General features: G+C 53.9%; 11 protein-coding genes, 1 tRNA gene and 1 pseudogene. 4 read left to right on the top strand and 9 right to left on the bottom strand.

The features are described from left to right. From rutD to rutA, 4 genes are all read right to left on the bottom strand, one after another. A partial coding sequence (gene rutD / locus M0974_RS22870) for a pyrimidine utilization protein D (RefSeq protein WP_297842183.1) occupies window positions 1–723 on the bottom strand: 723 nt, incomplete at its 3' end. Next, window positions 723–1,115 (bottom strand): pyrimidine utilization protein C, encoded by a 393-nt coding sequence (gene rutC / locus M0974_RS22865; RefSeq protein ID WP_297842173.1) that lies wholly within the window; start codon window positions 1,113–1,115, stop codon window positions 723–725. The genes rutC and rutD, both read right to left, overlap by 1 nt. 43 nt (window positions 1,116–1,158) lie before the next feature. Continuing rightward, a complete protein-coding gene (gene rutB, locus M0974_RS22860) occupies window positions 1,159–1,923 on the bottom strand; it encodes a pyrimidine utilization protein B (protein WP_297842170.1) in 765 nt (254 codons plus the stop codon). Beyond that, window positions 1,920–3,044 carry a pyrimidine utilization protein A gene (gene rutA, locus M0974_RS22855; RefSeq protein WP_297842167.1) on the bottom strand — a complete coding sequence of 375 codons (1,125 nt, stop codon included), beginning with the start codon at window positions 3,042–3,044 and terminating at the stop codon, window positions 1,920–1,922. Before rutA ends, rutB begins: the two co-directional genes overlap by 4 nt. A gap of 391 nt (window positions 3,045–3,435) precedes the next feature. Between rutA and rutR the strand changes: the two genes are divergently transcribed. Beyond that, window positions 3,436–4,068, top strand: a complete 633-nt coding sequence (rutR, locus tag M0974_RS22850) for an HTH-type transcriptional regulator RutR (RefSeq protein ID WP_297842192.1) — start codon at window positions 3,436–3,438, stop codon at window positions 4,066–4,068. Between the two features lie 327 nt (window positions 4,069–4,395). Here the strand turns inward: rutR and M0974_RS22845 are convergent, their stop codons facing one another. Together M0974_RS22845 and M0974_RS22840 are read right to left on the bottom strand one after the other, a co-directional pair. Beyond that, a complete protein-coding gene (locus M0974_RS22845) occupies window positions 4,396–5,421 on the bottom strand; it encodes a GlxA family transcriptional regulator (RefSeq protein ID WP_297842164.1) in 1,026 nt (341 codons plus the stop codon). A 317-nt stretch (window positions 5,422–5,738) separates the two neighbouring features. Next, window positions 5,739–5,815: transfer RNA gene (locus M0974_RS22840), tRNA-Arg, on the bottom strand. Between the two features lie 326 nt (window positions 5,816–6,141). On the opposite strand from M0974_RS22840, the gene M0974_RS22835 reads away from it, so the two are divergent. The 3 genes from M0974_RS22835 (at window position 6,142) to M0974_RS22825 (ending at window position 7,321) form a co-directional block, all read left to right on the top strand. After that, complete coding sequence (locus M0974_RS22835; protein ID WP_297842161.1) at window positions 6,142–6,384, top strand: hypothetical protein; 243 nt, start codon at window positions 6,142–6,144, stop codon at window positions 6,382–6,384. 48 nt (window positions 6,385–6,432) lie between these two features. Beyond that, window positions 6,433–6,618, top strand: coding sequence for a PA3371 family protein (locus M0974_RS22830; RefSeq protein WP_297842160.1), 186 nt, complete (start codon window positions 6,433–6,435; stop codon window positions 6,616–6,618). Between the two features lie 373 nt (window positions 6,619–6,991). Further along, window positions 6,992–7,321 (top strand): Arc family DNA-binding protein, encoded by a 330-nt coding sequence (locus tag M0974_RS22825; protein ID WP_297842157.1) that lies wholly within the window; start codon window positions 6,992–6,994, stop codon window positions 7,319–7,321. A gap of 115 nt (window positions 7,322–7,436) precedes the next feature. Here M0974_RS22825 and M0974_RS22820 read toward each other — a convergent pair whose 3' ends face one another. From M0974_RS22820 to mgtE, 3 genes and pseudogenes are all read right to left on the bottom strand, one after another. Further along, window positions 7,437–8,759 (bottom strand): AAA-associated domain-containing protein, encoded by a 1,323-nt coding sequence (locus M0974_RS22820; RefSeq protein WP_297842155.1) that lies wholly within the window; start codon window positions 8,757–8,759, stop codon window positions 7,437–7,439. A gap of 14 nt (window positions 8,760–8,773) precedes the next feature. Beyond that, window positions 8,774–10,516, bottom strand: a complete 1,743-nt coding sequence (locus M0974_RS22815) for an ABC transporter permease subunit (RefSeq protein WP_297842152.1) — start codon at window positions 10,514–10,516, stop codon at window positions 8,774–8,776. Between the two features lie 510 nt (window positions 10,517–11,026). Beyond that, window positions 11,027–12,468: pseudogene (gene mgtE, locus M0974_RS22810) on the bottom strand (magnesium transporter). Between the last annotated feature and the right edge of the window lie 54 nt (window positions 12,469–12,522).

The raw sequence follows: 12,522 nt of genomic DNA, 5'->3' as shown, positions 1-12,522 counted from the left end.
GTGAGCATGGGCGCCGTGTGAAACAGAGTGCCAGAGCGCATTGCTGAGGTTGTCGCACAGCATTTGCGAGCATGTCCACGGAACAAGCACATCATCTTTGGCGACCGATATCAGTGTCGGCACGGTGATGCTGGACAATCGCCGCGTGACGTTGAATCGCCGCAACGCTGCGATACGCGCACGCATCGTGGCGGCGCCCGGAAAATGGGCCAGAGCATGTTCCACTTCCGCTTGCACACGGTCCGCATTGGCTGCACACCAACTGGCCGGGTAGAGGAAAATGGGCTGGGCCTCGACATAGGCCCGCGGCCCCGACTCATCCAATAAGGTAAGCCGAACGTCAAAGCAGCGGGCGGAGTGCGGATTGGGTTCAGACCATGCATTGATCAGGCTCAAGCTACTGACCCGTTCAGGAAAGTCGAGGGCCAACTGAAGCCCTACAAGGCCGCCCAGGGCATGGCCGACAACGTGGCATCGACGCGTCTGCGTTGCATCCAGAACTCGCTTCACATCCCTGGCCATGTCCTCGATGTAATAGTCAGACGGCAGAGCCGCCATGCTTCGTCCTGTGCCGTGCTGGTCATAGGCTATGACCTTGTAACCCGCTTCGACGAGCGCCGGAATCTGCAGCGACCAGTAGCCTGCGGACCCACCCAAACCGGACGATAAGAGTACCGCTTTGCCATTAGCTGGCCCGTGGACTTCGGTATAAAGATCCATCATTAAACGCCCTTGCCGATATGAGCAACACTCGCAATTTCGATCAGCGCATCGGGCTTCACCAGACCACACTGCACGCAATACCGGGCCGGTTTTTCGCCCGGAAAATACTCTGCATAAACGGTATTAATAGCGGCATAGTCTTCCCAGTTTCTCAGGAAGACATGGTTAAACGTGACGTCCGCCATCGTTCCGCCCGCCGTCTCGATCACGGCCTTGATAACGTTGAGCACATGACGCGTCTGTGCAGCGGCATCCCCCACGTGAACGACGTTGTTGTTGCTGTCGAACGGTAGAGTGCCCGAGACATAAACAATGCCGTCCGCGGTAGTACCGGGGCTAAATGGGCCAATGGGAGTTCCGGTACCAGCAGGAATAATTACTTTTTTGGGCATGAGTAAATCCTCACATCTGGATTGATATGTTGAATAACAAATTCTAATTTTCGTTTGAGCGTTCGGCCGTTTTTACGGTACCGACAAAATCATCGACTGTTGAGACCCAGCCAAAAAAAGTTTCGATGTTGTAGACCGCGCTGGACTGAATAACCGCACCGCCCAACTCGTGGGTGGCGTCTTCGAGCATGACGCCGAAATACTCAAGATGAAAAGCATCACGTAGCGTCGACTCTACACAGACATTCGTCGCGATCCCGGTAAACACTAGGTTCTTGATATTGCGAGCACGTAAAGTGCTGTCGAGCGAACTGTTGAAGAAGCCGCTGTAGCGCGTTTTCGGGACCACAATATCGCCTAGTTGCGGGTTAAGCTCTGGCACCAGTTCATAATCCCAGCCGCCTTTGGCCAAGAACTTTCCTTCGAGTTCAGGGTACTTGCGCATGGTCTTCAGGGCATTGGACTTGTACCAGTTGGGAGAGCCTGGGCCGCCCGCCTCTACGTACTTGCTGTCCCAGCCGTTTTGCAGGAAGACCACCAGAATCCCCGCCGAACGAGCAGCCTCAATCGCTTTAACAACTTTTTCGATTACGCCTTGGGCGCCTGAGATATCAAAGCCCGCCAGGTCAACATATCCACCGACCGATGCGTAGGCGTTTTGCATGTCGACGACGATCAAAGCAGTGTTCGAATGATGCAGATAGAGCGGTTCAGGACGAGCAGGCAAAATTAGCGGCGCTGAACCCACGACGTCGGCAATTCCCGCAGGTATTAACGAGGAAATTGTTCCATTCTTTTCAGCGCTCATGACAGCGCCGCCTCGCTCTCTTCAGAAACGCTGACCAACGATGGAACCGGGCTTACCGCATCGAGACGGCTCTTCATCAGCGGCTGAATGCGCTGACCAAATGCCTCGACCCCCTCGACGAAATTGTCGAACGTCAGTAGCACGCCTTCGGTTCCTTCAACCTCTGCCACTTCGTCGAGCATGCGGGCGATAGAGGCATAAGAGCCAACCAAGGTGCCCATGTTGATATTGACTGCCGAGGTGGGGTCCGCCATCTGACGTACGTTGGTGTCTGCGCCAGATTTTTTGTCTACCGACCCTTGCACACCCAACCATGCAACCGCTTCATGGTCGACTCCCGCTTTATAGTGCTCCCACTTCGCCTGCGCGGCTTCGTCTGTTTCATCGGCGATGACCATCATCAGCACGTAGGTGGTGACTTCTCTGCCAGTGATGTGCGTAGCCTCAATCAGCTTTTGTGCCGCTGGAGCAAACGCTTTAGGGGTGTTCACACCTTTGCCGAAGCAAAAGTTGTAATCCGCATATTTAGCCGAAAACTCCATCCCCGCATCGCTTTGTCCAGCGCAGATCACCTTCATGTCGGCCTGCGGCTGAGGGCTCAAACGGCAGTCGTCCATCTGAAAGTGCGACCCTTTGAAATCGGACTGTCCCTTGCCCCAGAGATCGCGCAATACCTGAATGTACTCAGAAAGGTATTGGTAACGGTTGGAGAAAAACTCATCACCCGGCCATAAACCCATCTGCGAATATTCGGGGCGCTGCCAACCGGTAATTAGGTTAACGCCGAAGCGACCGTTCGAGATCGAATCGATGGTCGACGCCATTCGAGCAACGATAGCGGGTGGCATGACTAAGGAAGCTGCTGTCGCAAAAAGCTTGATCTTGGTCGTGACTGCGGCCAAGCCCGCCATTAGCGTAAAGGACTCCAGGTTATGGTCCCAGAACTCGGTTTTGCCGCCGAAGCCACGCAGCTTGATCATCGAGAGGACGAAGTCCAATCCGTAGTGTTCCGCCGACTGAGTGATCTGTTTGTTCATCTCAAAAGTCGGTTTGTACTGCGGTGCATTCTCAGAGATCAACCAGCCGTTGTTGCCAATTGGGATAAAGATACCGATCTTCATAACCATCTCCCTTCGCTTCGACAGCCAACAGCTGGCCCGTTATCCAAAGGTTTGCAGACCTTATGCCAACTTATTAAACGTTTTACTTATCATTAAGTTATGGGATTTTTAATCCCCATAGCAGACCAATCGGTCCACATAAGACCAACTGGTGCGACGCGCGGTGCACGGCATTGATGCGTCTTAGTGTTTGATTGGTGTATTTGGGGGCGTTTCTTGTAAGGAAGGATCTCGCTGATACACTGTCGGCTTGATTTGACAGACGGTCGCCGCCTTGAAAAGTGAATCCATCCACCCCGATGTGGCTTGCGCTAAAACTTCTCAAAAAAAGGCTTCCGAGAAGAAAGCCAAATCGCCTGTTCCTGGTCCTCAGAAAAAGCCGGCTCGCACAATGAGCCCGAAGGCTGAAGACCGCCGCTTACAACTCATCGAAAGTAAGCGAGCTACGATCATCCACGCCGCACTGGGGCTTTTTTCTCGCTTTGGCTTGCACGGTACAAGCCTCGAACAAGTTGCCAGTTCGGCAAATGTTTCCAAGACCAATGTTCTTTACTACTTCGCCAGTAAAGAAGACTTGTACGTGCATGTCATGCAGCACTTGTTGGACATCTGGTTATCACCCCTGCGGGGTTTCAATGTTGAACAAGACCCCATCGAAGCAATAGGAAACTACATCCGCGTGAAGCTTGAGCTGTCCCGCGATCACCCTGCCGAGTCAAGGCTGTTCTGTATGGAAATCATGCAGGGTGCGCCATTGATCAAGGACCAACTCGAACAGCCACTGCGCGATCTGGTAGCTGCAAAAGTCACTGTCATTCAGGCATGGATCGATTCGGGAAAACTGGCGAAAATCGACCCTTACCATCTGATTTTTTCGCTGTGGAGTACCACGCAACACTACGCGGACTTTAGTACTCAGGTTCAAGCGGTGACGGGAAAAACCTTGGATGACTCGGTTTTTTTTGAAGAGGTTTTGGGTAACTTGAAGGGGCTGATTCTGGATGGGATTAGGCCTCGATATTGAGGGAACTGTTGAGCTTTGGAACAACGGGCTAGTCAAGCAGACCGCGTCGCGTCATTCGCAAGCAAGCTTGCTCCCACTTCATCGCTAGCAGTGGCCGCTATTTGTGTCGGTGGTTTTGCTGCTGGAAATAACCCAAGCCAGCTTGATTTTCGGCCTGCACACCATTGCCCAAGTTGCCAAAAATCCTGTGGGAGCAAGCTTGCTTGCGAATGACGCGACGCGGTTTACCTGACTAGCGCCCTCGCTCAAGAGCTCATCGGTTCCGGATGTATCGGGGGTCATGATTGCAATGGGTCAGTCGAGCAGCCAAAGACCCACTCTGCACTTTCACTTCACCAACCGCGTTTCCTTGGAAGGCCGGTACCCAAAATACGAGTTGTAGCACTTGCTAAAATGACTGGGCGAAACAAAACCGCACGCTACCAATATTTCTACCTGAGACAACTCTGTGTGTTGGAGTAATCGGCGGGCCTCGGTGATTCGCAGTTCCAGGTAGTAGCGCTGCGGCGTGGTATCCAGTTGCTCTCTGAACAAGCGTTCGACTTGTCTACGGGAACGGCCGGCATAGGCCGCTAACTGGTCCAGTTCCAGAGGCTCTTCAAGGTTAGCGTCCATAAGCTTGACCACCTCCCGCAACGGCGCGCTTACCGAGATGTTTGGCGATGCTTTAACGCGTCGGTACCGAGATTCCTCGAAAGAAAGAATGTCCTCGATTCCGTCTACCAGCGCTTTATCGTGCAGTGCTTTGATCCACTCCAATGCCATATGGAATGCACCTGCCGGGCTCGACGCAGTGAGTCGGTCGCGATCCATGACAAATGGTTCACTGGTCACTTTGCTTACTTTGGAGATTTCTGCGAGCGCAGGACGATGCTCCGGATGTATCGCGCAACGGTAACCATCCAGTAAGCCTGCATTGCCCAAAAACCAGGCACCGTTCCATAAACCACCCAGCGCGATTCCAAGCTCTGAGGCCGCCCGGAGAATGCTGGTTAACTCATGATTGGTTTTTAGCTCTGTCCGATAACCACCGCACACGACGAGCAAGTCCAGATCCCGAATCTCTTCTAATCCGATACGGGCATCGGGGCGAATGACCAGGCCCAAGTCACTCACTACTTCGCCGTCATGCAACCCGAAGGTTCGTGTAGAGAACAACTCGGGGCGTAACAGATTTGCCGTAATAATCGTATCAAGCACTTGGGTGAACGCAGGCAACGAAAAATGCTCAAGCAGCAGAAATCCGGCCCGAGACTGTTGTGCGGGCTCTTTTGATTTCTCATCCAGATAGCGAAGGTTTTTACCCTTCATGCATCCGCTGAATTGACGTCGTTCGTTCAATGCTTGCCTCATTACGTTATCCAGCCACTGACACTCCGTTTGCCGGCTTCGAGTACCGTGCATGTCCACGGTATGCATGAGCGTGCACACCGCAGCGACCTGGATCAGGATGGCGGCGCTGCATTCATCAGCGATGGGCGTCCGCAAGCGATCGTGTGCTCGGCCTGTGGCGTCGCTTAGGTCCAAGCCGGGGCCATTGCCGGCCGCTGCCCGGCTTGCGAGACAAAATCACTCTTCGCTTAGGACAACGATGCAGAGTGCCGCGCTAGCCCAATGATAGCCAGCAAAACAAAGACAGAACGCCAAGAGTGATAAGTGTTTGAAAAATATGGTGTCCCAGGGCAGGTTCGAACTGCCAACCTTCCCCTTAGGAGGGGGATGCTCTATCCAATTGAGCTACTGAGACACATGAGCTGGCACACAGAGAAGGTGCCAGCGAGGACGGCGAGCATGTTAACGGCAAGGCTAGGTTTTGTCATGTCGTCCGTGGCTTTTTAACCTGTAGTCCCCTACCCGCGAATCTTCCTACAGCCCTCCCCGTCAGAAACCATCGTGCATTTTGCATTGCTCCAATAGGCCATCATTGCAAACTGCAATCTCCCGCCTTTCTTATCAACAATCAACCTATTGATTTATATACATATTTTATTAAAATCAGGCTTGGCACACGCCGTGCACTCTATTGCACATACAGAAAATTCCTACAAAAGTTCCACACGGAAGGTGCTCGACATGAACATTGTTCTTTCATCCCTGAACGCGGCTGCCCTGATCGCTTTAGTGACCTTTCACTTTCAGGGTAGTAGCAATGAAACAGAACAGGTTCATGCCGTGGCTCAGCCTTCACATTTCACGCATGAAGCTGCACAGGTTGCGGTCTTACATCAGCAGCGCGGAATTCAGGCTATGCTTACCGCTGACAGCAATGAAGTCGCGCCGACGTCGATTGATCGTTCGGAACGATGGGTGTTTTGAACTGAGTAGTTAAGGGCTCTGTTAATTTCACGCGTCTGGAGAATCGCCATGTCAAAAACTGCGCTGTCATTTCTAATCCTGGCGGTGATGTCCATCGCACTCGACATCTCCCTGCCTTATGACGAGAACGTTGCTAGCTTGGTGCTAAAAATCGCTACGGGAACATTTTTTGTGCTGTTTGTCGCAGCCTTGGTCGTCGGCCGTAAAATCAAATTCGACCCGCTGCTTCGCTGATCCAAATCGCTTTTTTCTCTCCTCTCAGTCTATTTGACTGCAGTCGCTAGCAAAACCTGTAAACACCTCTAAGCTCAAGACATGGCTGCTTGGTATCGGTCTCGGGGGTATTGGCCTAAAAATGCTGTTTAGGTCGATGGAGAACAGGAATGATTTGCAAAACAGTCCACAAATCGGATAATTGCTGCTGGCAAATTGCCTTTAGGCAGCGCACTATTTGTCACAGATTTGACGCCAAGGAACCGGCGAATTGAGGCATGATGCTGGCCTCTAAACGATTCAGGTTGAACATTTGTACGAAAAGACTGTCACAGCATGGACATCTAGCGGCCAAGTGCTGGAACCGCTCCCCCTGAACTTACCGGTTAAATATATGAGCCCTATGAAACAGGCTATTTATTCCAGCCGCACGGCTGATAAATTTGTTGTTCGACTACCCGATGGCATGCGTGATCGTGTCTACCAGGTAGCAAAAAATCATCACCGCAGCATGAACTCCGAGATCATTGCTCGTCTTGAACAGAGCTTGATTCAAGAAGGTGCCTTGGGTGACGAACCTAGCCTGCGTCTTGACAGCCCCGAGCTGTCACTGCATGAGCGCGAGCTACTGCAACGTTTCCGTCAACTTTCTCATCGACAGCAAAATGCGCTCGTTTCATTGATCGCTCATGACACCGAACTCGCTGCAGACGACGAGTCCTGACAGCTAGCTCGAATATTCAGGCCAGCTTGCTGGCTTTTTTCTTTTCTCTACGTAGCTATAGCCCTTGCTGAAATCGCGCCCCTTACTGGACCGCGATTTCATCGCATTTAACGCGTTACACACTGCCCTCTACATCTTCCAGGCTGAATGTTTCAGTGTGGTCACTGTAGGAAAAGATCTCTGCGTACCGCCCCCAACTGATGACGCTGTCTAGCGTTTCCTTCGCAATGGACTCGTTTAGCGAGTCCTCTAGCTCCTGCTCAAACCTCACCCGTGGCGCCCAATGCCCGTTGCGCTCCTGCAACACTTGGCGAATACGCGCAGCCAAAGGCACGTGCTTGACCAGATGTTCGGCAAACATCTTTTTGCGCTCCTGAGTACCGAAGTCGGCGAACAGCTTGCCCGCTTCCGTGAGGGAGATCTCCGCACCTTTGAGTTCGGCAAAGCCTAAATACTCAAGCATCTCTGCCACCGGGAATAAATCATCCACCTCCAGCAACAGCCGCGCCGATACGTTGGGTAATCCCGCGTGACCGTGATATGGCTCAGCCGCCAGCGCTTCGATCAGGCCGGATATCAAGTTGGTGGATACCTCTGGCAGCGGGCTTCCCATTTGTAGCTCAGCTTTGCCGCCGGTTGCATCCGCACTACGCCGGTCGGTCATAAGGGCGTAGATGTCGTCGACCATGCGCCGAAACACTGGGTCCAGGCGATTGCGCGGATGCCCGAACGGCACTTTGATTTCCGCCACTACCCGACCCGGGTTCGATGACAACACCAGAATGCGGTCGCACATCAGCACCGCTTCTTCGATGTTGTGGGTCACGATCATTATGGATTTGATTGGCAGTTGCTTACCGCTCCATAGGTCCAGCAGATCGGAACGCAGGGTTTCAGCGGTCAAGACGTCCAATGCCGAGAAAGGCTCATCCATCAACAACAAGGTAGGATTGACCACCAGGCCGCGGGCAAAACCCACGCGCTGACGCATGCCACCAGACAGCTCTCGTGGGTAGGCGTTTTCAAAGCCATCGAGGCCAATCAAATCGATCGCAGCCAGCGCACGCTTACGCGATTCTTTGGGCTCTACCTGCAGCGCCTGAAGACCAGCTTCAACGTTTTCGAGCACGGTCAGCCAGGGAAAAAGGGCAAAGGTCTGGAAGACCATGGCGACGCCTTCCGCAGGACCGTTCAACAAGGCACCGTTGTAACGAACCTCGCCCTCTGACGGCTCGATCAGCCCGGCAATAACCCGCAGCAGCGTTGATTTACCGGAGCCGGAACGGCCGAGCATGCCGACAATCTCGCCTTCGCGCAGGGTCAGGTCAACGTTACTGAGCACCTGCAGCTCGTCTTTGCCTTTGCCGAAACTGCGGCTGACTTTGCTCAGGGAATAGATTTCGCGTGGGACGCCGGTGTGTGCGATGAAAGTATTCATAGGATCGACTCCAATTAATTCAGACGGAGTTTGTTTTCAGCGATGGCGTACATCGGACGCCACACCAAGCGATTGAAGGCCACGACAAAGAGCGACATCACCACCACGCCCAGCGTGATTTTCGGGAAGTCGCCAGCGGCGGTGGTTTCAGCGATGTAAGCGCCTAGACCGTGCGCCACTACTTTGTCCTGGCCCCACGAAACGTATTCAGAAACGATACTGGCGTTCCATGCGCCGCCCGAGGCCGTGATTGCCCCGGTCACGTAGTACGGAAAAATGCCCGGCAGCATGACTTTGCGCCACCACAGCCAGCCGCGAATACGGAAGTTGGCAGCGGCCTCTCGAAAGTCATTAGGGAAGGCACTGGCCCCGGCGATGACGTTAAAAAGGATGTACCACTGCGTGCCCAATACGATCAGCGGGCTGAGCCAAATGTCCGGATTCAATTGGTAGTGCAAGATGACGATCACAAACACCGGGAATAACAGGTTTGCCGGAAACGCCGCTAGAAACTGCGCCAGCGGCTGAATCTTGCCGGCGAGCCGCGGCCGCAAACCAATCAGCACGCCCAGCGGCACCCAAATCAGCGAAGCGACCACAATCAGCAACACCACTCGCAGCAAGGTAATCATAGCCAACCCGAACACGTGCCACACCTCGCCGAAGGTGACTTCGGTGCCGACGTAAATCGCTATGCGGTACAACACGTAGAGCGTAAGCGCCGCGATCACGACACCCCAGATAAAGTCGATCAACCGAGACCTTGCTTCACTGTAGTGGACCGGGGCTGATTTGGAGCGCGGCAGACTCAAGCGCATATGGCCGATTCGGGTAATCGCGCGCGCAAACGGACGCAATACTCGTTGAATGAAGCGAGTCCGTTGAATCAAATTTAGCACCCAGGACTCAGGTGATCCGCCTTGAGACGCGGTGTCTTCCATGCGGAACTTATCCGCCCAGGCCACCAGCGGCCGGAACAGAAACTGGTCGTAAATCAGAATCACCGCAACCATCGCGACAATAACATAGCCAACGGCGTGCATATCTTGCTGCGCAATGGCGGTCGCCAGATAAGAACCAACACCCGGCAAGGTAATGGTTTTGTCGCCCACGGTGATGGCTTCCGAAGCGACGACAAAAAACCAGCCGCCGGACATGCTCATCATCATGTTCCAGACCAGCCCCGGCATCGCGAACGGCACGTCTAGCTTCCAGAACTTTTGCCACCCCGACAGCTGAATGTTCTGCGCCACCTCTTCCAGGTCACGCGGCAGCATGCGCAGCGATTGGTAGAAACTGAAGGTCATGTTCCAGGCTTGGCTGGTAAAGATCGCGAAAATCGCCGCGCACTCCGCACCCAAGACGCGACCCGGAAACAGCAGCAGGAAAAACGTGACGGTGAACGAGATATACCCAAGCACCGGCACCGATTGCAGGATGTCCAGAACCGGCACCAGCAACTTTTCAGCCCGTCGGCTTTTGGCGGCCAATGTTCCGTAGATCAGGGTAAATATTAACGAGGCAACCATGGCCGCCAGCATGCGCAACGTCGTGCGTATCGCATACTCCGGCAGGTTGGAAGGATCGAGGGAGATCACCTCGCTCTGCAAGGTCGAGATGGGCGCCCATGTCTCACGTGCGCCAATCGAGAAAAACAGCAAAAAACCGATAACCAATGGCAAGGCTATCAAATCCCAACGATTGGGCAGCAGCCGTCGCGCCGTTGCGGGGATGTAGTGACGGAATACTTTGTTCATGTCGGTGCTTCCAGTTGCGTTCCGGGCGTGATCAATGACCACAGGCCAAAGTCCTCCAGCGCACGAACGCACATCACTGCGGCAAAAGCAGTTAACGCACGGCACACTTTATTGAGGCGGATAAAACGACGAAGATTGGCCACGCAAACGAACGCTAGCTGGCAATTACAGAAGGGAATCCCGATCTATCAAGCGATACACATCGCCCGATAACACCGCGCACCCACTGCATCCCGTTTCGCATCCCACTGTGTGACCCACCGAGAATGGTCAGGGTCCATGGGGGGGTCTCCTTATGGTGAGAGAATCAAGGGTGTCAGGGTAAAAAAGTACAGCATCCATAGGGTTTCTAACCTACTTGAATGCAACGCTTTTCGCGGTCGGATGATACATGTCGAAATGTTACATCTACATGTATCGGATGCGATTATCGCGCAATCAAACTGTCTGAAACCTGTCGCTGCCCCCTTAAACTCCGCCATTAAGCGCAGACAAAGGGTTCGTGCAGCGCTAAAGCAAAAAGATCGTCGCCAACCCCAAAAAGATGAAGAACCCGCCACTGTCGGTCATGGCGGTAATCATCACGCTGGCTCCCATGGCGGGGTCGCGACCAAGGCGCGATAGGGTCATAGGAATCAACACCCCCATCAGCGCAGCAAGTAACAAGTTGAGTGTCATTGCGGTGGTCATGACCACGCCGAGCGACCAACTGCCGTAAAGCATGTAGGCCACCACACCAATCACCCCACCCCAGACCAGACCGTTGATCAGCGCGACAATCAGCTCTTTGCGCATCAAGCGTGAGGTGTTGCCGGTACTGACCTGATCCAGCGCCATGGCGCGAACGATCATGGTAATGGTCTGGTTGCCAGAGTTACCGCCAATACCGGCAACGATTGGCATCAACGCGGCCAAGGCCACCAGCTTCTCGATGGAGCCCTCGAACAAACCGATGACCCGTGAGGCAATGAACGCAGTGATCAGATTGACGGCCAGCCAGGCCCAACGGTTGCGCAGAGACTTCCAGACCGACGCGAAGATGTCTTCTTCTTCGCGCAGACCGGCCATGTTGAGGACTTCGCTTTCGCTCTCTTCACGAATCAGGTCGACCATTTCATCAATGGTCAAACGGCCGATCAGCTTGCCGTTCTTGTCGACCACGGGTGCCGAGATGAGGTCATAACGTTCGAAAGCCTGAGCGGCGTCGTACCCATCTTCGTCCGGGTGAAAACTGACAGTGTCATTGGCCATGACCGCCGCGACTTGTTTATCGGGGTCATTGACCAGCAATCGCTTGAGCGGCAGCACGCCCTTGAGCACACCGTCGTGATCGACCACGAACAGTTTATCGGTATGGCCTGGCAGCTCCTTGAGCCGGCGCAGGTAACGCAAGACCACTTCCAGGCTGACGTCCTCGCGGATCGTCACCATCTCGAAGTCCATCAGTGCGCCGACTTGATCGTCTTTATACGACAACGCCGACCGCACGCGCTCACGCTGCTGGACGTCGAGGGCTTCCATTAGCTCGTGTACGACGTCACGTGTAATTCAGGTGCAAGGTCCGCGAGCTCGTCGGCGTCCATCTCCTTGGCCGCAGCCAGGAGCTCGTGGTCTTCCATGTCGGCGATCAGTGTTTCACGAACTGAATCAGACACTTCAAGAAGGATGTCGCCGTCACGCTCGGCCTTGACCAACTGCCAGACCGTCAGACGATCCTGCAGGGGCAAGGCTTCAAGGATGTAAGCGACGTCGGCAGAGTGAAGATCATCAAGCTTACGTTGCAGCTCGACGACGTTTTGCCGGTGAACAAGGTTTTCTACACGGTCGTGGTGCTGGCCTTCCTGACGATGAGTCAGATCCTCGACCACTCGCTGACGCTGCAACAGCTCAACGACTTGAGCCAAGCGGTCCTGCAAGCTGTCTTGCGATTTTTTTACTTCTATTTCGGTCATAGGCGAACTCCACTCCCAGCAGCGGAGCACGCCAAGGAGATCAATCAGTCAGTT

The sequence above is a fragment of the Pseudomonas sp. genome (genome assembly GCF_026224925.1).
Taxonomy (GTDB): domain Bacteria; phylum Pseudomonadota; class Gammaproteobacteria; order Pseudomonadales; family Pseudomonadaceae; genus Aquipseudomonas.
Note: the sequence above shows the minus strand (reverse complement) of the source record. Positions and strands in the feature narration are given on the sequence as shown.

What these genes read in the sequence shown, in the direction of transcription:
- rutC (WP_297842173.1), bottom strand. Translation starts at nt 1,115, where the DNA reads ATGCCCAAAAAAGTAATTATTCCTGCTGGTACCGGAACTCCCATTGGC.
- rutB (WP_297842170.1), bottom strand. Translation starts at nt 1,923, where the DNA reads ATGAGCGCTGAAAAGAATGGAACAATTTCCTCGTTAATACCTGCGGGA.
- rutA (WP_297842167.1), bottom strand. Translation starts at nt 3,044, where the DNA reads ATGAAGATCGGTATCTTTATCCCAATTGGCAACAACGGCTGGTTGATC.
- rutR (WP_297842192.1), top strand. Translation starts at nt 3,436, where the DNA reads ATGAGCCCGAAGGCTGAAGACCGCCGCTTACAACTCATCGAAAGTAAG.
- M0974_RS22845 (WP_297842164.1), bottom strand. Translation starts at nt 5,421, where the DNA reads ATGAGGCAAGCATTGAACGAACGACGTCAATTCAGCGGATGCATGAAG.
- M0974_RS22835 (WP_297842161.1), top strand. Translation starts at nt 6,142, where the DNA reads ATGAACATTGTTCTTTCATCCCTGAACGCGGCTGCCCTGATCGCTTTA.
- M0974_RS22830 (WP_297842160.1), top strand. Translation starts at nt 6,433, where the DNA reads ATGTCAAAAACTGCGCTGTCATTTCTAATCCTGGCGGTGATGTCCATC.
- M0974_RS22825 (WP_297842157.1), top strand. Translation starts at nt 6,992, where the DNA reads ATGAGCCCTATGAAACAGGCTATTTATTCCAGCCGCACGGCTGATAAA.
- M0974_RS22820 (WP_297842155.1), bottom strand. Translation starts at nt 8,759, where the DNA reads ATGAATACTTTCATCGCACACACCGGCGTCCCACGCGAAATCTATTCC.
- M0974_RS22815 (WP_297842152.1), bottom strand. Translation starts at nt 10,516, where the DNA reads ATGAACAAAGTATTCCGTCACTACATCCCCGCAACGGCGCGACGGCTG.